Here is a 26,297-nt window from a genome sequence, read left to right on the forward strand (position 1 = left end):
AGTGCCAGGCGAGCCTGATAGAGCAATCGGTCGGCGCGAGCCCCGCCCGGCTGACCGGCCGAATACAGGCGAACACCCGCCTCGCCCACCCATACCAGCAAGGTACCCACGCGCGCTGCGAGCGCCGCTGCCATGTGCGAAACGCGCGTCCCCGGTTCGAGCATGATGCAGGCCACACCGCCGACCGGGATATGGGTGAGCACCGGCCTCACCCGAAACCCCTGCTGATCCACCACTACGAAGGCACCATCGACAACATCGATCTCGCCTTTCTCGACGAAGACGATCGACATGCGTTCCTTGATCGGAATGGGCTTGAGCGGCGGTAGCATGGAAATGTCTCAGACCTCCCCGGCGGCATCGAGCGCAGCTCGAATTGCCGCTTCGCTCAGGTAATGCCCGCCGTCACGCATCTGGTGGACCAATGGGCGGATCTCCTTCAGAAGCCCACGGCGCTTCGCGAGGACCAAGATGCCGAGCGTCCCGAGGACCTTCAACCCGATTGCACGCGCATGGGCTACTGCCGCGCGATCATCCACGAGAAGGCCAGCACCGATCTCACGCGCGCGTGCGATCGCACTGGCTTCTCCTGGATCGAGCAACCCAGCGTCGAGACCTTCGGCATCTGGACAGCAACGGATGTGGCCAGCGGCGAGGGAAGCCGCGATCCGCTGCGCATCCGGGCGCTCCGGTTGTGCAAGACACTCGTCCAGCACCGTGGCCGTGACCTGCACATCTGCAAAAAGGCGAGGCAGCAAATCCAGCAAGCACAAGCGCCCAAGCGCAATAAGTGGTCCAGCGTCGGCGACTACGATCGACGCGCGTTCACTCGAAATCGGCAAGCTCCCGCTCCAGTTCGGCCGCAGTGGTTCGGATGACCGGAATACCGTAGGCACCAAGCAAATCAATCATCTCGCTCACCGAGCGCCCCGCCATACGCGCCGCTCGACTCAACGAGATACGCTCCTCGTCAAACAGGTGAATGGCCAGCGCGACACCCACACCCTCTCTCAGCAAGGCGTCGTCGAAGGGCACGGCAACGAAGACCGGCGTGCCGTGCTTGGTGACGACCGACAGCTTGCCGGCCTCCGCGCCCCGGATCAGCTCACCGGTGCGCTCGCGAAGGTCTCGTACGGTAAAGGTTTCCATGGCGGTGCTCGGGTTGATTTGTGCTATCAAATGATAGAACAAATCACATCACAGGACGAACGAGCAACAAGCCACAACCAAACGCCTTGGCGCGCCCGATGCCGTTTGCAAGCGCGCTTGCGAACCGCTCCGCGTCGGTCACGACCAGCTCGCCCGACAGGTCGACCGTGCTGAAACGCAACTGACCAAACTTGCCGCCATGTTGCTCGTAGGCCGCCACTGAGACTGTCGATTTTTCGAGTTCGAATCCGTACTGTTCGGCACGGCTAGTGAGCCAGTCGGTGCATGCGGCATGAGCCAGGTCGTAAAGCGGTGGAGGCGGGTCTGGCTGGCCATCGGCCGTGGTCCGGTCCGGCTTCCATGCTTTCCAGTTGGGCAGGTCGCGAGCCGCAAGCAAGCGTTTCTTCGCATCCATGACAACATCGTGACGCACTGCGCCCTTGTCGCCCATGCGCGAAACCACCGGGTTGGCGCGCAATTCGAAACTCAGCCGCGCGCCGTTTGGCACCTGCGGCCGATACTCGCGGCACTGAATCTGCCACGCGTCTGAGTCAGGCTGGGGTTCGCGCTGCGACACGACGTAGAAGCGGGGCAGGCCATCGGCATCGCACCGACGGAACAGAAAGTCCCGATCCGTTCCCGCTGGCGAGGGGAAGAAGCGCCACAACCATTGGTGTTCGCCATAGGCGCCGCTCAACCGCTCGTGCGCGGCCCTGCGCTCGAAGCCGGGGCGAGGGGTGATCAAGCTGAAATACACGTTCAGGCCTCCTTGCGGATCAGCGCCACATGCTCGCTGCGATCGCCGAACTGCCACCCCTTGCGACGAAGCGGGCGATCCTTGCGAGTCACGGTAAGGTCGGGCGCAAGGCCGACGGCAATGCCTTGTCCCCATGCGATGCGCTCGATCGGAGGCGGCAGTTCAAGCGATTTACTGCGCGCTACGCCGTTGAGCCTGGTGATTGCTTCAATCAAGCGCTCCAGGTAGGTGTCGAAAGCCTGGTCCGCGCTGTCCGCCTCGATGATCTGCGGATGCAGCGGGGCGCCGGGTGGGCATGCCTTGCGCCCGAGGTATAGGACGAAGCGTGGCGTGCGCAGTGCATCGGCGAGCATTTCCAGCGGATAGGGGCTGCCCTCGCTTGCCTGAATGGCGATCAGAAAACCGGCATCCTGCCGATAGTCACGGATGGACAGGATGGTGTTGAGGTCGTGCCGGGGAAAGGCCAGTTCGTCGCGCCGCGAGGCATGCGGGCGCTTCTTCAGGCTGGCCTGACTGGGCACCTGGGCGGTGTGATAGTCGCGCAGCAGCTTGCCGGAAGATTGCACCCCTACCGCGTAGCCGTAGGCATCCCGCAGCCTGGCGTGGGCGGCATCATCCTCTCGCCGCAGGCCGAGCGCCGCGCCCAGCAACCCGACCAGAGCGGAGATGCCCGGATAATCGTGGCTCGGCCGGTATTCTCCAACCGCGGTATCACCCCACGCCGATAGCGGCGCCTGGAGTTGAAAGACGAGTAGTGACATGGCTTCACTCCTGGGTGAAGCGGATCAGCTCATCCAGACTACCCTCGCCGGTTTCCGCGTTGATCGCGTAGCGTGCATCCGCGCAGGCACCGTACACCTTGTCGAAGTTGGCGCGACGCGCCTCGATGGCTTTCACCGCCTTCTCCAGCATGTCCTCGCCCTCGAAGGGTTTGACCGGCTTGAGAAAGGCCTGGGCGAGCGAGCGCGGTTGCTGATCGCCCTTCTCGGCGAGCACGTAGCTGGCGTAGGCGCGCGACGCGTGGCTGTTCTGCATGCCGGTGGGGCTGACCTTGGTGACGGCATGGACGAAGGCCTGGAGCGCTTTGTCCGCCAGCGTCTTGTCGCCGCCGAGGTTGTCCACGAGCAAGGCGCGGTCGATGCAGATGTAGAGATAGAACAGACCGGCGCCGTAGCTGCGCTCGCCAATGTGTGCAGCACCCTTGTCGGTGAGACCATTGTTGAGATCGTCGACCGCGCTGAAGTAGTCGTCCTCGACCGCGCTCTTGTGCACGGTGATGGCGTGTGCGACCTGGATGGCCGCCTCCATGTTGAAGGCCGGGCTGTCTGCGAGCATGCGACCGAACATGGCGATGTCCGCCGCCTTGCGGGGGGTGCGCAGCAGCTTGAGTTCTTCCTCGGTCGGCCCGGCGTTACGGGTCGCGCAAGTCTGCGCGAGTTGCTCGACGGCCTCGACTTCTTCGGGGCTGAAGTGCGCGAGCTGCTCGATCTGCAGGTCCTCGTCCTTTTCTGCCTTTTTTTCGGACTTCAGCTTGCCGAACTTGCCGACGATCTGGCGCGCCCACTCACGGGCGTTCTTATCGGACACGCCCGCCGCGATCAGCACATCGTGCACGCGCTTGCCCATATCCTTGGTGCGGGTGCCGACATGGCCGGCCAACGCGGTCTCGAAGATGTCCGACGTCCGCCACGCGCGCTTCTGGCTCTGCGACGAGATACGCAGTCGCAGCGCATCGCCCATCAGGGCCGTCTTGGGGCGGCCGGTGTCGTCGCGATTGAGGTTGGAGGGCGGGTAGCTGGTCAGCACGTGCAGTTGAACAAAACGGGACATGGGGTGTTCTCCTTGAGCGGAAATGGTGAGGGAGTCGTGACCGAATCTGGGGAGTCAGTCGGCGCTGCGGGCGGGCCAGTCATAGGCGTAGGCCCATCGCTTCTTGCGGTCGTCACCCCAGAACAGGATGTCGTCGGCCAGTGCAATCACGTCCACGCGGTGCTCCATGATTGGCAGCACGCGCCGCAAACCCGCGAACAGGCTGTCGACATCGGGCGACTCCAGCAGACGCGTAAAGCGCAACTCGCTGACCAGCGGCCTATCCTCGCCGGGCGCCTTGTAGCTCATTGCCTTGGCGGGTGATCCCGGTTGATCCTGGGTGACATGCGCGAGCAGGCCGACAATGGCGGCGAGGCGGTCGTCGCGCGCGGAGACGCTGTCCGCGTTCCATCCGGCTGCCTGAAAGCGACGGTACAGGCGCTGATAGGGCGCACTCAGGGCGACGGCGGTGACAGTGGGTGCGCGGCGCAGGATTGCGCGGCTGGCGCGGTCGTCTTCGAGCTTCTGCCACCAGTTGAGCAGAATCGTGCCGTAGGCGTTGTCGCGTGAGAATCGGTCGGACATGGGATCTCCTCAGACGTCTGCCGTCGCGGGTTTGCCGCGGCTGGCTGCGGGTTTGTCGGCGGCAGGCAGGCGCAGCACTTCGCGCATTTTCTTGCCGTTCAGGCTGTTCACCAGTTGCCGCTGGGCTTCGGCCACGCGCCGTGGCTTCTGTCGCTCGATGGGGCCAGCGCCGACGAAGGTGGTGTCGAACAAGTCCAGGGCGGCGCTGCGCAGGGCGTGGTGCCAGGCTTGCCGCCTTTCCAGCGTATCGGGGTCGGCACTTTCGTCCTGCCGGACTGTCTCGATGCACTGCCGGAGTTGTGTGTAGAACGCCGTTTCCGTTCGCTGCCAGAATTCGGCGTCGATGGCGCTGAAGTCACCGCGCGCATCGCCGCCGAACCACGCGGCCTTGACCGCACTGCGCAGGTAGAACACCGACTGCTGCGCGCCCGCGAGCCACGTTTCCACGGTGGCTGACACGGACTTCAACGCTTCCTTGCTAGCGCATTCGCCCAATCCGTACAGGGGCAGACTGGATTCGTACCAGCAACGCGCCTTCATGTTGTCCATGTCGTAGCCAAAGGCCCACAGGCGCAACGCGCCGCCCAGTTGGCGGCGGCGCCACTCCAGAGCGTGGGTGACGATGCGGGCCGGCCGTTGCTTGTTCTTGGCGTCCGCCTGGCCCAGCACCCACGCCAGCCAGTGCCGGTATCCCATGCCACCCGGCTGCGGGTGCAGCGGTAGCCACTCGCCCTTGACCTCGTAGTAGGGAGAAAGCGGGTGATCCCAGGCACCCTTGTAATTGAGTCCGTAGTTCTTGGCGGTGAACTGGCGTATCAGCGTGTCGGACTCACGTCCGCACATATCACAAGCGCCGTGCGCGACGTTGTCGAGGTCGAGGCGAATCCGGCGCGGTGTCGCCCAGAAGGTGTGGTCCGGGTGCACCTGCGCCGGGGCGAGTTCGCCGCCCGGTTGAAGGCTCGCGACATCGGTCAGCCAAGGAAAGCGGAACTGAGCGCCTTTGCGGTTTGCATCACCGCAACGTTCGAGATGCTGAGGGCGTTCAATCACGTTGAGCCACATGTCCGGCCACAGACTGGTAGGGGACTGGTGCAGCAACAGGGTCGTCAGCGGCCCGCCGCCACGTAACCCAGTGCGGTAGCCAACGCCACCGGCAGGTGCATTGGTCTGCAGCGTGAAGAGCGCTGCGGCGGCGCAGTCCGGGCATATGCCATCGAGCCGCCCTCGCTTGACGAAATGGTCGCTGTTGTTGCGCAGCGCGTTCTCGCCCGGCGATTCGATCAACAGTGCTGAAACCGGGTTGAGTGCCGATGCCTCCGCAGCCAAAGTCGCGTCCTGCATGAAGCGCGGGCCGTCACCATCCAGTTCGAACGCTTCGGCAACGGGGGCGAACCAGTTGCGCAAAGCCTGTGCATCAGGCGGGGAAGTGAGGAACTGCCTCCAATCAGTTCGGCTCTCTATTGGCGCCGTCGTCTGCAGCAGACCGATGGCGAACTGCATCAGCGCACCATTGAAATCCGCGCGGTCGGCATCGAATGCAACGATGTCGGGATCCGAAAGCTGCGTCGGTGCAATCCAGTCACGTGAGCCGTCCGCGCGGCGCACGGGCATCCAATGGACTTCGATGAGGTTCATTCCTGCTCCTGTTCGAAACGTTCGGCGTCTTTTATCTGCTCCAGCCCACGGACATGGTCATAGCGCCAGCGCAGTGGCCTCGAAGGCTTGTTTTCCTGTTCCATCGACAAGGTTGTGCCCGTCCAGCCTTCGGCGGTTTCCTGCAGCGCCAGCACGACCGACCATTTCCCCTTGTCTGGCAGCAGCGCTTCTGCGTCCTTTATCAATTGTTCCTTGGCGCCATCTGCTTCCGGCACGCGCTGCGCAATCAGCCGTTCGGCGACTTTCACGCTGCTGTAGGCCCAGGCGTGGCACAGGTTCTCATGCTCAGCCCAGGGCCGCAGCCGGTCGCCATCCCAGCGGGCCAGCAAGACGGTCATGCTCGCCTCGCCGAGGCGGGTGGGTGTCTTGGCTTCGCTCCACCAGTCGATGCCGCCGCGTATGTATCCGTCAGCGCGCTTGATGGTGTTCTGCTGCGCGACGCTGAGGTCGCTGAAGTAGGCGCCGTCGGCCTGGTTGGCGTTGGCCTGCAGGCCGGCAGGCAGCTCGACGTCTTCGCCAAACACGCCTTCGATGAGAGCGCGGGCATCCCGAGGCATGGCGATGCGGGCTTGCTGAAGCGCTCTGGCGGTCAACCACAGGCGACCGTGGTGGGGATAGACGGCAGCAGCCCTGGGGAAGGCCTGCTTGTACCAGTTTGCGGCGGGGGATTCGCTCCAGGCCGGGCCGAGCACCCACAGGCAGGGTTGGCCGCGCTGGTCGGCAGCCTGTGGGTCGGTGAGCCGTGCGCCATCCCTGTCTCGCGGGTGGCGTTGCAGTCGGCCGGCGCGTTGGATCAGGCGGTCTATGGGGGCGAGATCGGAGATCACCATGTCCCAATCCGCATCCAGCGATTGTTCGGCGACTTGCGAAGCGATCACCAGCCGGCCGGCGCGCTGAGCGGAGATACTCGATTTTCCGAAGTGCGTGAGAATGCGCTCCTCAGTGGCGAGGCGGTCCTGAAGGGCGAAGCGGGCGTGGAACACAATGAGGTGATCCGCGTCGAGTTCGTCCGCGAAGTGCGCGTGGGCGGCGAGGACGTCGGAGACCGTGTTGCGCATCCAACACACGCATTTGCCTTGGGCGAGCGCCTGGCGGATGGCACTCAGCACTTCGTGCTCGTCGGCGACGTAGCGAATGGCCACATCCCGGCACACCGCCTCGCGCGCAACGATGGGCTCGAGTACGGCATTCGTTTGCCCCTCATGCCAGGACGTTACCAGCGGAAAGTCTGGCGAAGAGGCGCGGGGCAAAACGTCGGCGGCGCGCCCGCGTGCAAAGGCATCGAACAAGCCATGCTTCATGTGTTCGGGCAGGGTTGCCGACAGGAGCATCACGCTGCCACCGGCCAGCGCGTGGAAAGTCAGTACGGTTTCGAGCACACGCTGCATGTAGGCATCGCAGGCGTGCACCTCGTCGACGATCAGCACCTTGCGGAACAAACCCAGCAGACGCAGGGACTGGTGTTTGCTGTAAAGGGTGGCGAGCAAGACCTGATCGATGGTGCCGACGCCAGCCGGGGCAAGCAGCGCACGCTTGGCGTGATCGGCGAGCCACGCATTGCAGCGTGCCGTGGCAGTGTCGTCTTGCTGTGCCGTGTCGTCTTCCTCCTGCCCGACTGGCAGGACGGAATCGGCGAAGGCCTCGACCAGAGCACGCTGTCCGTGTGCCAGCACGAGGCTGGGATTGCCTTCGAACAGCTTGCGATAGACCTCCGCGATACGCCCGTACATCGCGTTCGCCGTGGCCATGGTCGGCAGGGCGATGAAGAAGCCGTCAGCGCAGCCGCTAGTCATCAGCCTGTGAGCGAGCATGGCGGCCGCTTCGGTTTTGCCGGCACCGGTGACATCCTCCAGCAGATGGATCTGCGGTACGGATGCGAGGGGCGTGTCGATCGCCCACGCCTGCAGGGGGGAAGGCTTAGCGATCTCGGCGAACAGTTCGGCGAAGCTGCGTTCGCGACATTGCACCGGCAACACGCCGACCGCTTCCAGTGCCGTTTCTGCGTGCTCTTGCGCTTCCTGCCAGTATTCCCGGAGTGGAATCGCCTCCGCACGGTAGGGGAAGAACAAAGTGTTCGAACCAATCCAGTCTGCAAGCACGGTGACTCCTGCGCACCACCACGCAAGATCGCGACTCCGCTCTTCAAACCCCTCATTCCCGAGTGCTCCATGCGCGTTCTTGATTCCGTCCAGCGGGAAGAGAGCGCGAAGCTCCTCCAGAAAGCCCTCGATCGATAAGGTGTCCTCCGGGCAAAAATGGTGTCGCCAGTGCCCCCGAGAGTCAGGGGGTAACCCATGGTGCCCTGTGCAGGCCCGCACCCACCAACCGATACCCTCAAGCACATCTTCGCTGTCGGGCCCAAACCAACATTGATCGACCGCGCGGCCATTGAGGTGCTGATCCCAGACCAGCCAGCCCAGGGTGTCATGGCGGACGCTATACGGCTTGCCGGGGTCGACCTCGCGCGCCCGTAGAGCCTTCACCAGATCAGCGCGCTGCCCCTGAAACGACTCAGCGAACTTGCCAAGGTCGTGCGTGGCGAGGATGAATGCGAACCACGAGTAAAGCGGTTGATCGGCACCCAAGCCGAGCGCTCTGGCGAAGAAGGCGCGCAACGCGGGCGAGCGCTTGAGAAAGGTGACGCCCACGGCAGCCACATCGAGACAGTGATAGGGCAGAAGGTGATACCCGTCACTGTCCGTTCCCGATGGCTGCGCTTTGCCCCAATAGCCGAAATGAGGAGCTGACATCAATTCTCGTCCTGACCGATTCCTTCACGCATTCTCGACGGACCAAGGCTCACAGGATGAGCCTGCACCGCAAGCTCCGAAAAACGCCTCGCCATGCAGACGACCTCTTCCGCCACCCGCTGCTGCAGGCCCTCCGGCCCCAGCACCTCGCAATGCCGCCCGTGCTTGAGCACATCCATCATCAGCTCCCGGTGGTCCGAGAATGGAACCTCGAGTATGTAGCTGCCGTCGGGCTCGAATGCGCCGCGCTGGTCCGGGTGCCAATGCTCACTGGCGACCCAACGCGCACGCTCTGGCGAGAAGCGCAGCCTTGCGGTCTGCACCGCGCCGCCTGCGAAGATGCCGTAGCCCGGGCCGAGGACGCTGTCGAGCGTCTTGTTGGGCACATCCTTTGCACTGCGCTCCAGCAGTTCGACACGACGCACGCTATCCACTGCAAAGTTGCGCAGGCCGCCGCGCAGATGGCACCAGGCGTCCAGGTACCAGTTCTCGCGGTAGTGAACCAGCCGCTGCGGCGAGATTTCGCGCTCGCTCTCCTCGTCCCTGCCACGGGCGTAGTAGCGGATGCGCAGGCGCTTGCGGCCGAGCAAGGCAGCGCCGATGTTTTCGAAATGGGTGAGTTTCATCACGCGCTTGCCGATCCCGACGATGAGCACGCGGCGGCGGATCTCGTCTGCTGGGTTGTCGGCGGCGCCAAGCAGCTTGTTGAGCCGTTGGATCAGGGGTTCGACATGCGGCGCGAGCAAGCCGCCAGGGTCTAGGTTTGCGAGGAGGTGCTGCATGGTGAGCAGCGCGTGAATCTCCTTGTCGGAGAACCACATACCGGGAAGTTCGATCTGCGCCCCGGTCGTTTGCGACGGGTCGATACGGTAGCCCGCCGCGTCCCGATCCCAGACGATCGGGGTATTCATGCTGTCGCGCAGGAACGCGAGGTCACGCTTCAGCGTCGCGGGCGAGACGCCCAGTTCATCGAGCAACGTGAGGCGCGAAACGATCTTCGAACGGGAGAAGAGACTTCGAATCCTTACAAGGCGATCGGCGGGACTCACGGGCGACTCCACGAAGCATGACAAGGCATATTCCGATGGAGTCTATCGGCTAACCATGACGCATGCACTCGACAGGAGCCGTCGAGGCCTTTGGCATGAAAAGCTCGCGGCTGGCGCCGCTCCCACCATGGAGCCAAGCGCGGCGGGGATTCTGCTGGGGCGGCGCGAGCCGCGAGTCAGGCAGTCGTACCCCGCTCCCGCCGCAGCTCCCACTGCTTCACCAGCGCGTACAGCACTGGAATCACCGCCAGGGTCAGCACGGTGGATGACACCATGCCGCCGACCATCGGGGCGGCGATACGGCTCATGACCTCGCTGCCGGTGCCGGTGCCGAGCATGACCGGCAGCAGGCCGAGGATGATGGTGATCACGGTCATCATCTTGGGGCGCACGCGCTCGACGGCGCCTTCCATCACGGCGCCATAGAGGTCGGCGACGCTGGGCGTTTCACCTTGCGCGGCGCGTTCGGCGCGGATGCGCTGCCAGGCGTGGTCGAGGTAGATGAGCATGATCACGCCGGTCTCGGCGGCGACACCGGCGAGCGCGATGAAGCCCACCGCCACCGCCACGCTCATCTGGTAGCCCAGCCACCACATCAGCCACACCCCGCCGATAAGCGCGAAGGGCACCGACAGCATGACGATGAAGGTCTCGGCCAGGCGGCGGAAGTTGAGGTAGAGCAGCACGAAGATCAGCGCCAGCGTGAGCGGGCCGACCACGGCGAGCTTTTCCTTGGCGCGCTCCATGTTCTCGAACTGCCCGCTCCAGGCAGCGTAGTAGCCGGGCGGGAAGCTCACCTCCCCCGCCACCGCCTGCTGCGCGCGCTGCACGAAACGGCCGAGGTCGGCCTCGCGGGTGTCGACATACACATAGGCCACCAACGCGGCATTCTCGGTGCGGATGGCGGGCGCGCCGCGGGCCAGGCGGACCTCGGCGAGCTGGCCGAGCGGCACCGGGCCGCTGGCAGTGGGCACCAGCACCTGGGCGGCGATGCGCGCCGGGTCCTCGCGCAACGCGCGCGGGTAGCGCACGCTGACGTTGTAGCGCTCCAGGCCTTCGACGGTGGTCGTCACCGTCTCGCCGCCGAGCGCGGTCGCCACCGCCATCTGCACCGTGTCGATGGTGAGCCCGTAACGCGCGAGCTGGTCGCGGCGCGGTTCGATGTCGACGTAGTAGCCCCCGGCGACGCGCTCGGCATAGGCGCTGGAGGTGCCGGGCACGTTACGCACCACGGCCTCGACCTCCTTCGCCACCCGCTCGAGGGTCTCCAGGTCCTGACCGAACACCTTCACCCCCACCGGCGTGCGGATGCCGGTGCTGAGCATGTCGATGCGGGCCTTGATCGGCATGGTCCATGAGTTGGCCAGGCCGGGAAACTTAACCGCCGCATCCATCTCGCCGATCAGCGCATCCACCGTCATGCCCGGCCGCCACTCCGAACGCGGCTTGAGGTTGATGACGGTCTCGAACATCTCCAGCGGCGCCGGGTCGGTCGCGGTGTTGGCACGGCCGGCCTTGCCATACACCGACTCGACCTCGGGGAAGCCCTTGAGGATGCGGTTGGTGGTGGCGAGCAGGCGCCCGGCCTCGGTCACCGACATGCCGGGCAGGCCGGCCGGCATGTAGAAGATCGCGCCTTCGTCGAGGGTGGGCATGAACTCGCTGCCGATCTGGCGCGCCGGGATCAGCGTCACCGCCATCGCCAGCAGGGCCAGCAGCACGGTGGTGAGCTTGAAGCGCATCGCCAGCGCGATCACCGGGCGGTACAGCCACACCAGCAGGCGGTTGATCGGGTTGCGTTGCTCGGGGACGATGCGCCCGCGCACGAAGAACAGCATCAGCACCGGCACCAGGGTCACCGACAGGAAGGCCGCGCCCGCCATGGCGAAGGTCTTGGTCCATGCCAGCGGCGAGAACAGCCGCCCCTCCTGGCCTTCGAGCGTGAACACCGGCAGGAAGGACACGGTGATGATCAGCAGCGAAAAGAACAGCGCCGGCCCCACCTCGCGGCAGGCGCCGATCAGCACCTCGGCGCGCTCGGCGGCAGTGGCGTCGGCGCGCAGGGTCTCGAGCCGCTTGTGCGCGTTTTCGATCATCACGATCGAGGCATCGACCATCGCGCCGATGGCGATCGCGATGCCGCCCAGGCTCATGATGTTCGAGCCGATGCCGAGCGCCTTCATGCCCATGAAGGCGACCAGGATGCCCAGCGGCAGGGTCACGATCGCCACCAGGGCGCTGCGCACATGGAGCAGGAAGACGATGCACACCGCGGCGACGATCAGGCTCTCTTCGAGCAGCGTCCATTTGAGGTTGTCGATCGCGCGCTCGATCAGCGTGGAGCGGTCATACACGGGCACGATCTCGGCGCCTGCGGGCAGGCCGGGGGCGATCTCGGCCAGGCGCTCGCGCACGTTCCTGATGACCTCGAGCGCGTTCTCGCCGAAGCGTGCCATGACGATGCCCGAGGCCACCTCGCCCTCGCCGTTGAGCTCGGCGATACCACGCCGCTCGGCCGGCACCAGCTCGACGCGGCCGATGTCGGCCACGCGCACCGGCGTGCCGCGCCCGCCGCCATCGACCTTGAGCACGATGTCCTCGATATCGGCCACGCTCCTCAGGTAGCCGCGGCCGCGCACCATGAACTCGCGCTCGGCCAGTTCGATGACGCGCCCGCCGACGTCGCGGTTGGATTCGCGGATCGCGCGTCCCACCTCCTCCAGGCCGATGCCGAAACCGGCCAGGCGATAGGGGTCGACGGTCACCTGATACTCGCGCACGAAGCCGCCCAGGCTGGCTACTTCGGCCACGCCGCGGGCCTGGGTGAGCGGGTAGCGCACATACCAGTCCTGCAGGCTGCGCGTCTCGGCCAGCGACAGGTCCTTGCCGGTGATCGCGTACTGGTACACCCAGCCGACGCCGGTGGCGTCCGGCCCGATCTGCGGCGCCACGCCGGCGGGCAGGCGGGCGGCGGCGGTGCTCAGGTACTCGAGCACGCGCGAGCGCGCCCAGTAGATGTCGGTGCCGTCCTCGAAGATCACATACACATAGGACGCACCGAACATCGAGAAGCCGCGCACCACCCGCGCCTGCGGCACGGCCAGCATCGCGGTGGTGAGCGGATAGGTGACCTGGTCCTCCACCACCTGCGGCGCCTGGCCCGGGTAGTCGGTGTAGATGATGACCTGCACGTCCGACAGGTCGGGCAGCGCATCGAGCGGCGTCTTCTTGATCGCGTACAGGCCGGCGCCGATCAGGAACACGGTGCCAAGCAGCACCAGGAAGACGTTGCGTGCCGACCACTCGATCAGGCGGTCGAGCCAGCCACCCGCAGGCGCCACGTCAACGGCGCCCGCGCCCTGCCCTGGCGCGCGCTGCGCCTCTGCCACCTCAATGTCCCGCATGCTGGCCTTCCACCTGCTCGATGTGCGTCACCACATACTCGCCCGGGCCGCGATCCTCGAAGCTGAAGCGGATCGGCGTGCCCGGCTGCAGGCCCTCGACCAGCCCCGGGTCGGCCAGGCCGAAGTCCATCGTCATGGCCGGCCAGCCCAGCGCCGGGATGGCCTCGTGGCTGAGGCTGACGCCGCCCTCGAAGACCTCCTCGAACACGCCATGGGTGTCGTGGCTCGGGTAGTCCGGCGGCGCATCGCCCATGCCGGTGAGCGCGGCGCGCAGCTGGCTCTCCGAGTCGATCAGGAAGTTGGCCGAGACGACGACGCGGTCGCCCTCGGCGACGCCCTCCAGCACCTCGACCTGCTCGCGGCCGCGCTCACCGATGCGCACCGGCTGCGGCTGGAAGCGGCCTTCGCCAAGGGCGCGCAACACCACCTGGCGCTCGCCGTCCTCGATCAATGCCGAGGCCGGCAGCAGCAGGCGCTCGCGCGCGGCGCCGGGCGCCAGGTCCACGGTCGCGAACATGCCCGGGCGCAGCAGGCGCGCGCGGTTGTCGAGCTCGATGCGCACCGGGGTGCTGCGGGTGCCGGCGTCCAGGGTCGGATAGACGTAGCCGATACGGCCCTCCAGGCGCTGACCGGGCAGCGCATCCACGCTCACCGCCACCCGGTCGCCCACCTGCACGCGGCCGAGGTCGCGCTCGAAGACGTCGGCGATCACCCATACCCGCGACAGGTCGGCGATGCGGAACAGCGCCTCGCCCGCCATGAAGCGCGCGCCCTGGATCGCCATGCGCTCGAGCACGATGCCGTCGGCCGGCGCATGCAGGGTCTGGCGCGGTGCGGCCTGGCCGGCGACCTGCAGGCTGGCCAGGCGCGCGCGTGCGGCCTCGGCCAGGCGCGCGGCGGCGGCGCGGGCCTCGGGGTCGGCAGCGCTGTCGGTCACCAGGCGCTCGGCGATGCGGACTTCCTCGCCCGCCGACTGCAGCGCCGGACTCCAGGCCGTCAGCAGCGGCTGGCCGCGACGTACGACGTCGCCCACCGCGCTCACATGCAGGCGCTCGATCCAGCCCTCGAAGCGCGGCGCCACCACCACCTGCGCGCGCTCGTCGATCTCCACCCTGCCGCTGGCACGCAGCACCGTGTCGAGCGTGCCGCGCGCCACCGTTGCCGTGCGCACGCCCAAAGTCTGCATGCGCGCGGCGCTCACCCGCACCGCACCCGTGTCGTCGTTGGCCTCGTCGGCATAGACCGGGATGTAGTCCATGCCCATGGAGTCCTTCTTGGGCACCGGGGAGGTGTCGGGCAGGCCCATCGGGTTGCGGTAGTAAAGGATCTGGCGCTCGCCAGTGGCAGGGGCGCCGCCATTCGTCGCCGCAGCCGCGGCGCCGCTGCCCGCCTCCGCACCGGCCGGCGCAGCGCTGCCATGGACCGGGCCCGCACCGCGGCTGCCCGCCCAGTAGCCCGCAGCCCCCACTGCCACCACCAGCGCCAGCAAGGCAAGGACGCGCAGCGCGCCACGGCCTTTCTTCGCCTCGCCTGCATCTGCCGCAGGTCGTCCTGCAGCGGGCTTCGTGTGATCGGTCACTCAAGCTCTCCAGACAGTCGCTGCAGCTCGATCAGCGCCATGCGCGCCTCGATCTCCGCCTGCAGCAGGGCCAGCCGGGTGTCGAGCACCTGGCCTTCGGCCATCAATACCTCGCCAATACCGACCTGGTTGCCGGCCAGGCCCGCGCGCGCCGCGTCACGCCCGGCCTCGGCCTGGGGCAGCAGGGTGGTGCGCAACATTTGCAGGCTGTCGCTGGCCGCCCGCCAGGATGACCACGCCGCCCCCAGCTCGCCGGCGATACGCGTCTCGGCCGCGCGCCGGCGGGCCTCGGCGGCCAGGCCGAGCGCCGCGGTCTCGCGCTCGCGCGCGTCGCGCACCCCCTGCTGCAGCGGGATCATCATCTCGAACATCAGGTCCCAGGACTCGCGGCCGTCGCGCGGGCGGTTGTAGGTGACGCCGACTGCGTAGTCGGGCTGGCGCTCGCGGCGCGCGCGTTCGCGCTCGATGCGCGCGGCGTCCACGCCGATCGCCTCGGCGCGCACCTCGGGGTGGGCCAAACGCGCACGCTCGACCAGGGTGGCGAACTCGAGCCTGGCGGGCAGCGGCGCCGGCGCCAGCGGCGCGGCCAACGGCGCGTCGGGCGCACGCCCGAGCAGGGCATTGAGCTGGGCGACCGCAGCCTGACGGCGCTGCTCGATGGCGAGCACGCCCAGGCGCTGCGCGCTCGCCTCGCGCTGGGCCTGCAGCACATCCTGCTGGCTGCCCTCGCCGCTGCGGTAGCGCGCGAGGGCCGCCGCCTCGATGCCGCGCAGCAAGGTCTGCTGCTCACGGCTGAACTGCAGTTCGCGCTCGGCCTGGTAATAGCGCAACCAGGCCGAGCGCACGGCGGCTTCCAGCGTGCGCCAGGCGCCATCGCGCGCGGCCTCGGCCTGCGCGGCGCTGGCCACGGCGGCCTCGGTCTCGAGCGCGCGCTTGCCCCAGCCCGGCACGGGCTGGACGATGCGGTAGCGGGTCTCGCCGACCTGGCCCGGCAGCACCGAGGTCGAGCCCCCGCTCATGGTATTGGTGACGTCCATCAGCTCGAGTTCGAAACGGGGATCGGGCAGGGCGCCCGCCGCGCCCACCCGCTCGCGTGCTGCATCGGTCTCGAAGCCCTCGGCAGCGAAGGCCGGGTTGTCCTGGCGGGCGAGCGCGAGCAGGCTGTCGACGTCCGCGCCCGGCACCGCCGGTTGCGCAAGCGTGAAGCTGCTGGCGGCGAGGCCGACGAACAAGCTCGCCAGGCGCGTGAGGGTGCTCATGGGATCTTCCTGGGCCGCGTACTTACTGCACGACCTCGACGTCGCGCGCGGTGTAGCGGCGCCCTTCCTTGCCGGCGATGAAGCGGATGCGGTCGCCGACCTTGAGCGCATCGACGACGGCGGCGTCCTCGACCTCGAAAGCCATCGTCATCGGCGGCATGCCGAGGTTCTCGAGCGGGCCATGGGCGATGGTCACCCGCTTGCCCGCCTTGTCCAGGCGCTTGACCTCGCCCTCCGAGGGTGCGAACTGGGCCGCGCCTGCCTCTGCCGCTGCGGGCACTGCCGGGGCGCCCTGACCGTGATGGCCGTCGTGCCCCTGCTGGGCCTGCACTGGCGCGGCGGCGATCCACAGCGCGAGCGCACCGGCGCAGGCCAGGGTCAGCGCCCCCACACGCAGGCGGCCCGCGGCGTTCGCGGCAGCGCCGGCGGTCATGGCGGAAGCGGTATTGCGATCCCGATGGGCGGGGTGGGTCGTGGTGATCCTGGGGCTGTTCTGCATCGTCCTTCTCCTTGTTGAAGCCTCGGGCTGGCGCCGTGAATGCGTGTCCGGGCAAGGCCTGCGGCCGCCTCGCGGGGACGACGGCACCCGCGACAAACCGAAGCCCATGACCGCTCAGCGATCGCAGTATGGGTAGCGCCCGCCTACACCAAGCTGACGCCCGCATTACATTCCTGTCAGTTTCATCCGCATCCGGCGCTGCGAGGCACAATGCCGGCCATGAAGATCCTCATCGTCGAAGACGAACCGAAGACCGGAGACTACCTGCGCCAGGGCCTGGCCGAGGCCGGCTTCGTCGTCGATCTTGCCCGCGACGGGCTGGACGGCCTGCACCTGGGGCTTAACGGCGACTACGGCCTGGTCGTGCTCGACGTGATGCTGCCCACGCTGGACGGCTGGGGGGTGCTGCAGGCCCTGCGCCGCAACGGGCGCGAGATGCCGGTACTGTTCCTGACCGCGCGCGACCAGGTGGAAGACCGCGTGCGCGGGCTCGAACTCGGCGCCGACGACTACCTGGTCAAGCCCTTCGCCTTCTCCGAACTGCTCGCCCGCGTGCGCACCCTGCTGCGCCGCAGCCGCAGCAAGGAACCCGAGCTGCTGCGCGCCGCCGACCTCGAGCTCGACCTGCTGCGCCGCCGCGCCACCCGCGCCGGCCAGCGCATCGAGCTCACCGCCAAGGAGTTCGCCCTGCTCGAGCTGCTGCTGCGCCGCCAGGGCGAGGTGCTGCCGCGCTCGCTGATCGCGTCACAGGTGTGGGACATGAACTTCGACAGCGACACCAACGTCATCGAGGTCGCGGTGCGCCGGCTGCGCGCCAAGGTGGATGAGCCCTTCGAGCCCAAGCTGATCCGCACCGTGCGCGGCATGGGCTATGTGCTGGAGGCGGCGGAGGAGGCATGAGGCTACCGCCCGGCCTGTCGCTGACCGCCCGCCTCGCGCTGCTGTTCGCGGCGCTGACGGCGAGCCTGCTGATCACGGTCGGCGTCGTCATCGGCCGTGCGGTGGAGCATCACTTCCAGGAACTGGACGATCATGAGCTGGTGGGCAAGCTCACCCTGGTCGCCAACCTCGTGCAGGGCGCGGACCCAGGGCTGCCGCTGGCCGAGCGCCTGCTGCGCCTGGACGACGCCTTCGCCGGCCACGACATGGTGGCGGTGCTGTTGCGTGGCGCGGACGGACGCGTGCTGCATGCGATCCATCCCGGCTTCTTCACGCCCGCCCAGCTTGCCGGCGCCCAGATGCCGATCGGCAACACGGAGTGGGCGCAGGACGGCCATCAGGTGATCGGCCGCGCGGCGCGCATCGAGCTGCCCGCCGGCACAGGCGCGGCAGGCGAGGCGCTGACTGCGCTGGTGGCGCTCGACATCTCGCACCACATCCACTTTCTCGACGAGCTGCGGCGCGGCCTGTGGCTGGGGATCTCCGCCGCCGCCATCGCCGCCGCCCTGCTCGGCTGGCTCGCCGCCCACCGCGGCCTGGCGCCGCTGCGACGGGTCACGGCCACCGCCCGCCATCTGTCGGCCGAGCGTCTCGGCGAGCGCCTGGTCGAGGACGCCGCACCGGCCGAGGTGCGCGAGCTGGTCGAGGCCTTCAACGGCATGCTGGCACGGCTGGAGGCGTCCTTCCGGCGCCTGTCCGACTTCTCCGCCGACATCGCGCATGAGCTGCGCACGCCCGTGTCCAACCTGATGACACAGACCCAGGTCGCGCTGGCGCGCAGCCGCAGCGCGGACGAGTACCGCGAGGTGCTGGCCTCCAACATGGAAGAGTACGAGCGCATCGCGCGCATGGTCGCCGACATGCTGTTCCTCGCCCAGGCCGAAGACGGCCGCCTGCCGCGCGCAAGCGAAACCGTGGTCCTCGCAGACGAGGCCGCAGCGCTGATCGAGTTCTACGACGCGCTCGCCGAGGCGCAGGAGGTGCGCATCACGGTCGAGGGTGCGGCCAGCGTACGCGGCGACCGCCTGATGTTGCGCCGCGCGCTTTCCAACCTGCTGTCGAATGCGCTGCGCCACACGCCCGCCGGCGGCGGCATCCGCATCCGGCTGCGGCACGACGGCGGCGAGGCCGAAGTCAGGATCGACAACGACGGCGAGCCGATCCCGCCCGAACAGCTCGAGCGCATCTTCGACCGCTTCCACCGCGGCAGCGCCGACCGCCGGCGTCACGGCGAAGGCGCGGGCCTCGGCCTGGCGATCACGCGCTCGATCGTGCACGCGCACGGCGGACGGATCTGGGCGAGCAGCGCCGCCGCGTCCGCGCCGCACACCGGCACCACCACCTTCACCTTGCGCCTGCCCGTCGATGGCGGCGCATCGCGGCAGCTTGCCGCGCCTCATGGATCCCTTCAGGAGTCTGCAACATGAAGCTTCCCACCCGATCAGATCGGCCCAGCCTGCGCGGCCTCGTCGCGGCAGCGCTGCTCGGCCTCGCCACCCTCGCCCCAGCCTTCGCCGCCGAGGACGAAGTCGTCATGTACAAGGATCCCAACTGCGGCTGCTGCGGCAAGTGGGCCGAGCACATGCGCGAGCACGGCTTCAAGGTCAAGGAAGTCGCCACCACCCAGATGGGCGTGATCAAGCGCGACGCCGGGGTGCCGCAGGCGCTCGGCTCCTGCCACACGGCCAAGGTCGGCGGCTACGTGGTCGAGGGGCATGTCCCCGCCGCCGACGTCAGGCGCATGCTGACCGACAAACCCGCCGTCAGCGGCATCTCGGCACCCGGCATGCCGCTCGGCTCGCCCGGCATGGAAGGCCCCTATCCGGCCGAACGCTACGACGTGGTGAGCTTCGACGGCGAGGGCAACACGGCGGTGTTCGCCAGCCACTGAGCGGGCGCACGCGAGCGACAACGCGACGATCAGTCGATCGCGCCGCGTGCCGCGCGCTTGTCTTCGCGGCGCACGAAGGCCAGTCGGGTCTCACGGGCGCGCAATTGGCCGCAGCCGGCATCGACGTCCTGCCCGGCGGACTGGCGCAGCTTGGTGAGGATGCCGCGGCGGTGCAGGCTGCGCGCGATCGCGGCCGCGCGCTCGGCGTCCGGGCGGCGATAGTCCAGCCCATCGACGGTGTTGAACGGGATCATGTTCATCACCGCGTACTTGCCGGCGAGCAGGCGCGCGATGCCGTCGATCTCGTCCTCGCCATCGTTGATGCCCTGGATCAGCGTCCACTGGTACTGGATTGGATAGCCGCTGGCGCGCGCCCAGGCCTCGCCAAGTTCGACCAGTTCCGCGGGGTCGATGCGCGGCGCGCGAGGCAGCAGCTGCGCACGCAGCTCCGACTTCGTGGTGTGCAGCGAGAGCGCGAGCGCGGGCTTCACCTGCATCTGCGGCAGACGCTCGAACACGCGCATGTCCCCGACCGTCGACAGCACCAGGTTCTTGTGCGGGATCGCGCCCTCGGTGCCGAGCAGCTCGATTGCCTCGAGCACCGCGTCAAGGTTGTGCGCCGGCTCGCCCATGCCCATGAACACCACCTTGTGCACCCGGCGCAGCCGGCGCGCCAGCGCCACCTGGGCGACGATCTCGGCGCTGCCGAGCTGGCGCAGCAGCCCATCCTTGCCGGTCATGCAGAACACGCAGCCCACCGCACAGCCGAGCTGGGTGGACACGCACAGCCCGTCGCGCGGCAGCAGCACGCTCTCCACCGTCTGACCGTCGGCGAGCTCGACCAGCAGCCGGGTGCCATCCTCGCCCGGGTGTTCGGAGCGCACACGGGCAAGCGCGCGCAGTCCGGACTCGAGCTCGGGCAGCGCGGCCTGCAGGACCTTGGGCAGGCGGTTGGATTCGGTGCGCGGGCCGGCGTCCAGCTCCAAACCCTGCAGCCAGGCACGAAGCAGGCGCGCCTCGTGGCTGGGGCGGGCGCCGAGTGCGCGCAGGCGCTGGCGGATGGCATCGATGTTCATGGCGCGCGATGCTAGCACCTCGGCAGCCGCGAATCACGGCCCGGGCCGCCCGAGGCCCGCGCGCAGCAGGCAGGCATGTTGCCGATCCGGGCGCATGGCAGTGGCCCTGACGGCCCTATAATCGAGCCGTTCGATACGAGGATCACCGCATGTCCGCTTTGCGCTTCGAAGGCTCCCAGGATTACGTCGCCACCCCCGACCTGATGCTCGCGGTCAACGCCGCGATCCGCCTGCAGCGGCCGCTGCTGATCAAGGGCGAACCCGGCACCGGCAAGACCATGCTCGCCGAAGAGGTCGCCGCCGCGCTCGGGCTGCCCTTGCTGCAGTGGCACATCAAGTCCACCACCAAGGCGCAGCAAGGCCTCTACGAGTACGACGCGGTGTTGCGCCTGCGCGATTCGCAGCTCGGCGACGACCGTGTCAAGGACATCGGCAACTACATTGTCAAGGGTGTGCTGTGGCAGGCTTTCGAGGCCGAGCGCCCGACCGTGGTGCTGATCGACGAGATCGACAAGGCCGACATCGAGTTTCCCAACGACCTGCTGCGCGAGCTCGACCGCATGGAGTTCCATGTGTACGAGACGCGCCAGACCATCCAGGCCCGCCACCGCCCCATCGTCTTCATCACCTCGAACAACGAGAAGGAACTGCCCGACGCCTTCCTGCGGCGCTGCTTCTTCCACTACATCCGCTTCCCCGACCGCGACACCATGCAGCGCATCGTGGATGTCCATTTCCCCGCGATCCGCAAGGATCTCCTGACCGAGGCGCTCGAGGTCTTCTTCGGCCTGCGCGACATCCCCGGGCTGAAGAAGAAGCCCTCGACCTCCGAGCTGCTCGACTGGCTCAAGCTGCTGGTCGCCGAGGACATTCCGGCCGAGGCGTTGCGCAGCACGGACAACAAGACCGTGATTCCGCCCCTGCATGGCGCGCTGCTGAAGAACGAGCAGGACATGCACCTTTTCGAGCGCCTGGTGTTCATGGCGCGCCACAACCGGTGAGGGAAGGCGCCTGATGTTCAAAGCCTTCCTCGCCTGGCTGTTCGGTCGCACGCGCACGGCACCGGCCGCGCCGACGGCGGACGCCGAGGGCTTCGCGCAGCTCAACCGCAACGCCCCCCTGCGCGCCGAAGCCTCGCCCGACCTAAGGCCGGACAGGCTCGTCACCTTCCTGTGCCGCGAGGCCGTGCTCGGGCGCAACCAGCGCATCGCCGGCTACCAGTTCATGCTGCAGGAGGGCACGCGTGCACGCATCCGCCACAGCAGCCGCAAGGTGCACCACGTCTATGCCGAGGTGCTGGTGCGCAGCCTGGTCAATGCCGATATCGGCGAACTGCTCGGCCATCGTCTCGCCTTCATCGACGTCCCGGACTCCTTCCTGTCCGACCCCTGCCTGTCACTCCTGCCGGCAAAGAACCTGGTCCTGGTGCCCACCGCACATGCCGACCCCGGCGCCCCCGACGGCGACGGCCTGCGCGCCACGATCGAGGCGCTGCGCGCCCGCGGATTCCGGCTCGGCGTGCTTGATCCGGATGTGGTCAGCGAATTCGCCCCCCTGCTGCCGTTTGCCGATTTCATCATCGCCCACGCCCAGGGGCTGGATGCCCGCCACGGCCTGCGCCTGAGCAACATCGCACTAGAGGTGGCGCCCAATGCGCGCCTGCTCGTCCGCGGCCTGCCCTCGATCGAGGAGTTCCGCTTCTGCTACAAGCTTGGCGCCAACCTGTTCCAGGGCCCCTTCATCACCAGTCGCGAGGACTGGCGCGAACGCGAACTCGGCCCCAACACGGTGCGCATCGGCACCCTGATCGCCCGCCTGCGCGGCGATGCCGACTCGCGCGAGCTGGCCGAGCTGCTCAAGCAGGACGCCGCGCTGTCGCTGCGCCTGCTGCGCTACATCAACTCGGCCGCCAATGCCTTGCCGCAGCGCGTGTCGTCGATCGAGAACGCCATCACCCTGCTCGGCCGCGAGAAGCTCTACCGCTGGCTGATCCTGCTCGTCTGCAGTGCCGAGAGCCACAACGAGCGCGGCGGCGCGGCCCTCGAGACGGCGCTCGTGCGTGGCCGCCTGATGGAACTGCTCGGCGAACAGCGGCCGGCCGGCGAGCGCGATTCGCTGTTCCTGGTCGGGCTGCTGTCGCTGATCGACGTGATCCTGCAGGTCCCGCTCGACAAGGCGCTCGCCCCGCTGGCGCTGAGTCCGGACATCGATGCCGCACTGCGCAGCAACCGCGGCCCGCTCTTCCCCCTGCTCGAGCTCGCCATCGCCTGCGAGCGCGCGGACGGCGAGACCATCCGCAGCGCGGCCGAGCGCGCCGGCATCGAGCCCGGGCAGGCTTCCGAATGCCACATGCAGGCGCTGTCGTGGGCCGTGCAGGTGCAGGACTAGTCATGGACCGCGACCACGGCGAGGACCGACGATGCTGATCGACTTCTTCCTGCATCTCAAGGCGCGCAAGCTGCCGGTGTCGACACGCGAGTTCCTGACCGTGCTCGAGGGCCTGCGCGCACACGTTTGCGGCCCCTCGATCGACGAGTTCTACTATTACGCGCGCACCTGCCTGGTCAAGGACGAGTCGCTCTACGACCGCTTCGACCAGGCCTTCGGCGAGTACTTCAAGGGGGTCAGCGAGCTGCCCGGGCTCGACGTCGAGCTGCCCGAGGAGTGGTTGCGGGCAATGGCGAGAAAGCACCTCAGCCCCGAGGAGCAGGCCAAGCTCGAGAAGCTCGGCTGGGACAAGCTGATGGAGACGTTTCGCAAGCGCCTCGAGGAGCAGAAAGGTCGCCACCAGGGGGGCAGCAAGTGGATCGGCACCGGTGGCAGCTCGCCCTTCGGCAACAACGGCACCCACCCCGAGGGCATCCGCGTGGGCGGCGATTCGGCAGGCAATCGCACGGCGGTCAAGGTGTGGGACAAGCGCGAGTTCCGCAACCTCGACGATGCGGTCGAGCTGGGTACGCGCAACATCAAGGTCGCGCTGCGCCGGCTGCGTCGTTTCGCACGCCAGGGTGCGGCCGAGGAGCTGGACCTCGACGGCACGATCGCTGCAACGGCGCGCAATGCCGGCTGGCTCGACCTGATGATGCGCCCCGAGCGCCACAATGCGGTCAAGGTCCTGCTCTTCCTCGACGTCGGCGGCTCGATGGACGACCACATCAAGGTGTGCGAGGAACTGTTCTCGGCATGCAGGCTGGAGTTCAAGCACCTCGAGTACTTCTACTTCCACAACTGCGTGTACGAAGGGGTGTGGCGCGACAACCGCCGCCGCCACACCGAGCGCACGCCGGTGCTGGACGTGATCCACAAGTATGGTGCCGACTACAAGCTGATCTTTGTCGGCGATGCGACCATGAGCCCCTACGAGATCCTTCATCCGCACGGTTCGGTCGAGCACATGAACGCCGAGCAGGGTGCCACCTGGCTGCGCCGGCTGCTCGACGCCTATCCGGCCGCAGCCTGGCTCAACCCCGAGCCCGAGCGCCTGTGGGCCTACCGCAAGTCGATCGAGCTCATCCACCAGATCGTCGGCGGACGCATGTACCCGATGACGCTGGACGGCCTGTCGCGTGCCATGCAGGGCCTGTCGCGCCGGCACTGAGCGCACGAAAAAAGAGCGGCCTCCTGGGCCGCTCAAGCTGCTGTCCGCACAAATGCAAGGCACTGTGTAGAACACGGTCGGGACACTCCGCCCGTGCTCGGCGGCGCGTCGCTTATTCGGTAAACGGCAGGGGCTGCATGCCGAAGCCCTCGTCGAGGTTCTTGATCTGGCGCAGCAGCTTGTCGAGTTCGCTCTGCAGGCTTTGCAGGCCTTCCTCGTCCATCAGGCGCAGCGCCTCGGGAAGCACGCCGCGCGCCGGCGAGGGTGCGCGTGCAAGCAGTGCCGAGCCTTCCTCGGTGAGATACAGGCGCACCACCCGCTGGTCGGCGCTGGTGCGCTCCTTGCGCAGCAGGCCCGCCGTCTCCAGTCGGTCGACCATGTTGGAGGTGGTCGACTGGTGCAATGCCATGCGGTTGGCAAGCTCGCCCACCCGCAGACCCGCGCTCTCGCTCAGTTCCTGCAGGGCCCACAGCTGGGCGCCGGTGACGCCGCTCTGGCGCTCGATCCACTGCGAATGCCGCTGGGCGGTACGGATCAGGATTCTGAAGCGCTGAAGTACGGACAAGGGGGTCACCGGGGCTGCCGGCTTCTTCGGTTTCTGTTGCGTTTCTGCCATTCGAATCTCGCCGGAACTATATTTGCTCAAAGCATCATTGTCAAAAGAACATCACTCGCTGCCGCTGCGCGTATGGTAGCGATATCGTTCACTTTTCGCATGTGCAGCACGGCACAATATTGGCGCCGCGACCGCGCAAATGCAGGTAGGCAGCGTCCCACGCGTCGCAACAGAGAGCCCGATGAGCGCCGAGCAAAGCCCCGAATCCCCTTCGTCCTCGCGCTGGAGTTTGCGCCGCCTGGCGCGCGGAGGCCGGCGCTACGCCCTGCCGTGGCTGTCGCTGCGGCGCTGGCGGGTGCGCCTGTTGCTGGTGGGTGCGGCATTGCTGGCCGGACTGATCGCGATCGCCTTCGCGATCGGCGCCGAACTGGCGATCGCGACCCACGCCGGCCTGATGCGCGAGCGTCCCTGGCTGAGCCTGATCATCGCGCCGGCCGGCTTCGCCGCACTGGCCTGGGTATCGCGGCGCCTGTTCCCGGGCACCGAGGGCAGCGGCATCCCGCAGGCGATCGCGGCCTCGATGTCGGACGACGGCCGCGTGCGCAAGCAGTTGCTGTCCTTCCGCATCGCCATCGCCAAGGTCTTCCTGACCCTCGGTGGTCTGCTGTCGGGCGCCTCCATCGGCCGTGAGGGGCCATCGGTGCAGATCGGCGCCTCGATCATGCACATGCTGGCGAGCCGCAAGCGCCGTCGTCGGATCGCCTCGAGCCGCGACCTCATCATCGCCGGCAGTGGCGCGGGCGTGGCGGCGGCCTTCAACACCCCGCTCGGCGGCATCATGTTCGCAATCGAGGAGATGTGCCGCTATCGCGCCTTCCGCGCCAACAGCACCACCCTCACGGCGGTCATCTTCGCCGGCCTGATCTCGCTTGCGGTCTTGGGTAACTACACCTACTTCGGCCGCACCCTGGCCAGCATCAGCTGGCCCGACGGCATCTGGCCGGTGCTGGCCTGCGGGGTGGCGGGCGGACTGCTCGGAGGCGGATTCTCGCGTCTGCTGATCGCCTCCTCGCGCGGCCTGCCCGGGCGCGTCGGCGTCTTTGCCCTGGAGCGTCCGGTGGCCTTCGCCGCTGCCTGTGGCCTGGCGACCGGCATCATCGGCCTGGCAAGTGGCGGGCTCACCTACGGCACGGGTTATGCCGAGTCCAAGGCCGCGCTCGAAGGCAGCACGGCGCTGCCCGCAGCCTTCATGGTGATGAAGATGGCGGTGATCTGGCTCGCCTTCATCTCGCGCATCCCCGGCGGTATCTTCGCCCCCGCGCTGGCGGTGGGGGCCGGGCTGGGCTCGGACATCGCGCTGCTGCTGCCCGGCGAGTCCGATCCCGCCATCCTGGTGCTGGGCATGGTCGCCTTCCTGGCGGCAATGACGCAGACGCCAATCACCTCCTTCGTCATCGTCATGGAGATGACCGCCAACCACCAGATGCTGCTACCGCTGATGGCGACTGCGGTGGTCGCACACGGCGTGTCGCGCTCGGTCGCGCCGGTACCGCTCTATCACGCCCTCGCCCATCCTTGGCTGCGGCGTGCCGAAAAGCGGCTGAAGCCCGCCAGCGCGCCGCCCGTGCCACAGGCCGCAGCACTCGAGAATGCGTCGGCTCCGGCGACAGAGCCGGCGCCCGAAGTCAGACCGGATGCGCCCGGCCCGACCACCACGGAACAGCGACCGCCGCCGAGCTAA

At 67.7% G+C, this 26,297-nt stretch carries 23 protein-coding genes; 7 read left to right on the plus strand and 16 right to left on the minus strand.

Translation table 11 applies throughout. From position 1 onward, the window contains the following. The 14 genes from PLC66_RS11025 to PLC66_RS11090 form a co-directional block, all read right to left on the minus strand. The coding region (locus PLC66_RS11025; RefSeq protein WP_503012192.1) for a CRISPR-associated endonuclease Cas1 at nucleotides 1-332 on the minus strand (332 nt) is incomplete at its 3' end. A gap of 9 nt (nucleotides 333-341) precedes the next feature. Continuing rightward, complete coding sequence (locus tag PLC66_RS11030; RefSeq protein ID WP_503012193.1) at nucleotides 342-896, minus strand: PIN domain-containing protein; 555 nt, start codon at nucleotides 894-896, stop codon at nucleotides 342-344. Continuing rightward, nucleotides 826-1,149 carry a type II toxin-antitoxin system prevent-host-death family antitoxin gene (locus tag PLC66_RS11035; RefSeq protein WP_324540304.1) on the minus strand — a complete coding sequence of 108 codons (324 nt, stop codon included), beginning with the start codon at nucleotides 1,147-1,149 and terminating at the stop codon, nucleotides 826-828. Before PLC66_RS11035 ends, PLC66_RS11030 begins: the two co-directional genes overlap by 71 nt. 43 nt (nucleotides 1,150-1,192) lie before the next feature. Beyond that, on the minus strand, nucleotides 1,193-1,906 hold the full coding sequence (gene cas6e / locus PLC66_RS11040) for a type I-E CRISPR-associated protein Cas6/Cse3/CasE (protein ID WP_324540306.1): 714 nt from the start codon (nucleotides 1,904-1,906) through the stop codon (nucleotides 1,193-1,195). A gap of 2 nt (nucleotides 1,907-1,908) precedes the next feature. Continuing rightward, complete coding sequence (gene cas5e / locus PLC66_RS11045; RefSeq protein WP_324540308.1) at nucleotides 1,909-2,667, minus strand: type I-E CRISPR-associated protein Cas5/CasD; 759 nt, start codon at nucleotides 2,665-2,667, stop codon at nucleotides 1,909-1,911. A gap of 4 nt (nucleotides 2,668-2,671) precedes the next feature. After that, nucleotides 2,672-3,736 (minus strand): type I-E CRISPR-associated protein Cas7/Cse4/CasC, encoded by a 1,065-nt coding sequence (cas7e, locus tag PLC66_RS11050; protein ID WP_324540310.1) that lies wholly within the window; start codon nucleotides 3,734-3,736, stop codon nucleotides 2,672-2,674. 54 nt (nucleotides 3,737-3,790) lie between these two features. Beyond that, complete coding sequence (casB, locus tag PLC66_RS11055) at nucleotides 3,791-4,300, minus strand: type I-E CRISPR-associated protein Cse2/CasB (protein ID WP_324540312.1); 510 nt, start codon at nucleotides 4,298-4,300, stop codon at nucleotides 3,791-3,793. 9 nt (nucleotides 4,301-4,309) lie between these two features. Further along, nucleotides 4,310-5,935: a type I-E CRISPR-associated protein Cse1/CasA gene (gene casA / locus PLC66_RS11060; RefSeq protein ID WP_324540314.1), complete on the minus strand. Its 1,626-nt coding sequence runs from the start codon at nucleotides 5,933-5,935 to the stop codon at nucleotides 4,310-4,312. Beyond that, nucleotides 5,932-8,706, minus strand: a complete 2,775-nt coding sequence (gene cas3, locus PLC66_RS11065) for a CRISPR-associated helicase Cas3' (RefSeq protein ID WP_324540316.1) — start codon at nucleotides 8,704-8,706, stop codon at nucleotides 5,932-5,934. Before cas3 ends, casA begins: the two co-directional genes overlap by 4 nt. Then, a complete protein-coding gene (locus PLC66_RS11070; RefSeq protein WP_324540318.1) occupies nucleotides 8,706-9,755 on the minus strand; it encodes a helix-turn-helix transcriptional regulator in 1,050 nt (349 codons plus the stop codon). The genes cas3 and PLC66_RS11070 overlap by 1 nt, the downstream gene beginning before the upstream one ends. Nucleotides 9,756-9,931: 176 nt before the next feature. Then, entirely contained in the window at nucleotides 9,932-13,159 is a 3,228-nt protein-coding gene (locus PLC66_RS11075) for an efflux RND transporter permease subunit (RefSeq protein WP_324540320.1), read from the minus strand. Next, nucleotides 13,146-14,465 (minus strand): efflux RND transporter periplasmic adaptor subunit, encoded by a 1,320-nt coding sequence (locus tag PLC66_RS11080; protein ID WP_503012194.1) that lies wholly within the window; start codon nucleotides 14,463-14,465, stop codon nucleotides 13,146-13,148. The genes PLC66_RS11075 and PLC66_RS11080 overlap by 14 nt, the downstream gene beginning before the upstream one ends. 269 nt (nucleotides 14,466-14,734) lie before the next feature. Continuing rightward, nucleotides 14,735-15,997, minus strand: a complete 1,263-nt coding sequence (locus tag PLC66_RS11085; protein ID WP_324540322.1) for a TolC family protein — start codon at nucleotides 15,995-15,997, stop codon at nucleotides 14,735-14,737. Nucleotides 15,998-16,019: 22 nt separating this feature from the next. Beyond that, on the minus strand, nucleotides 16,020-16,496 hold the full coding sequence (locus tag PLC66_RS11090; RefSeq protein ID WP_324540324.1) for a copper-binding protein: 477 nt from the start codon (nucleotides 16,494-16,496) through the stop codon (nucleotides 16,020-16,022). Nucleotides 16,497-16,715: 219 nt separating this feature from the next. Here PLC66_RS11090 and PLC66_RS11095 point away from each other — a divergent pair, with 219 nt between their 5' ends. From PLC66_RS11095 to PLC66_RS11105, 3 genes are read left to right on the plus strand one after another with little or no spacing between them, the layout of a single operon-like run. After that, nucleotides 16,716-17,396: a heavy metal response regulator transcription factor gene (locus PLC66_RS11095; protein ID WP_324540326.1), complete on the plus strand. Its 681-nt coding sequence runs from the start codon at nucleotides 16,716-16,718 to the stop codon at nucleotides 17,394-17,396. Beyond that, nucleotides 17,393-18,862 carry a heavy metal sensor histidine kinase gene (locus PLC66_RS11100; protein ID WP_324540328.1) on the plus strand — a complete coding sequence of 490 codons (1,470 nt, stop codon included), beginning with the start codon at nucleotides 17,393-17,395 and terminating at the stop codon, nucleotides 18,860-18,862. The genes PLC66_RS11095 and PLC66_RS11100 overlap by 4 nt, the downstream gene beginning before the upstream one ends. Continuing rightward, nucleotides 18,859-19,326 (plus strand): DUF411 domain-containing protein, encoded by a 468-nt coding sequence (locus PLC66_RS11105; protein ID WP_324540330.1) that lies wholly within the window; start codon nucleotides 18,859-18,861, stop codon nucleotides 19,324-19,326. Before PLC66_RS11100 ends, PLC66_RS11105 begins: the two co-directional genes overlap by 4 nt. A 29-nt stretch (nucleotides 19,327-19,355) precedes the next feature. Here PLC66_RS11105 and PLC66_RS11110 read toward each other — a convergent pair whose 3' ends face one another. Beyond that, nucleotides 19,356-20,402 carry an RNA methyltransferase gene (locus PLC66_RS11110; protein WP_324540332.1) on the minus strand — a complete coding sequence of 349 codons (1,047 nt, stop codon included), beginning with the start codon at nucleotides 20,400-20,402 and terminating at the stop codon, nucleotides 19,356-19,358. 149 nt (nucleotides 20,403-20,551) lie between these two features. On the opposite strand from PLC66_RS11110, the gene PLC66_RS11115 reads away from it, so the two are divergent. The 3 genes from PLC66_RS11115 to PLC66_RS11125 are packed head-to-tail and all read left to right on the plus strand — an operon-like array spanning nucleotide 20,552 to nucleotide 24,000. Next, on the plus strand, nucleotides 20,552-21,403 hold the full coding sequence (locus tag PLC66_RS11115) for an AAA family ATPase (RefSeq protein WP_324540334.1): 852 nt from the start codon (nucleotides 20,552-20,554) through the stop codon (nucleotides 21,401-21,403). 13 nt (nucleotides 21,404-21,416) lie between these two features. Further along, on the plus strand, nucleotides 21,417-22,790 hold the full coding sequence (locus PLC66_RS11120) for an EAL and HDOD domain-containing protein (protein ID WP_324540336.1): 1,374 nt from the start codon (nucleotides 21,417-21,419) through the stop codon (nucleotides 22,788-22,790). A 31-nt stretch (nucleotides 22,791-22,821) separates the two neighbouring features. After that, nucleotides 22,822-24,000, plus strand: coding sequence for a vWA domain-containing protein (locus PLC66_RS11125; protein WP_324540338.1), 1,179 nt, complete (start codon nucleotides 22,822-22,824; stop codon nucleotides 23,998-24,000). Between the two features lie 112 nt (nucleotides 24,001-24,112). Here PLC66_RS11125 and PLC66_RS11130 read toward each other — a convergent pair whose 3' ends face one another. Further along, nucleotides 24,113-24,616, minus strand: coding sequence for a MarR family winged helix-turn-helix transcriptional regulator (locus PLC66_RS11130; protein WP_324540339.1), 504 nt, complete (start codon nucleotides 24,614-24,616; stop codon nucleotides 24,113-24,115). 181 nt (nucleotides 24,617-24,797) lie between these two features. Between PLC66_RS11130 and PLC66_RS11135 the strand changes: the two genes are divergently transcribed. After that, nucleotides 24,798-26,297, plus strand: coding sequence for a chloride channel protein (locus tag PLC66_RS11135; protein WP_324540340.1), 1,500 nt, complete (start codon nucleotides 24,798-24,800; stop codon nucleotides 26,295-26,297).

Source organism: Thauera sp. (assembly GCF_035444905.1).
Classification (GTDB): domain Bacteria; phylum Pseudomonadota; class Gammaproteobacteria; order Burkholderiales; family Rhodocyclaceae; genus Thauera.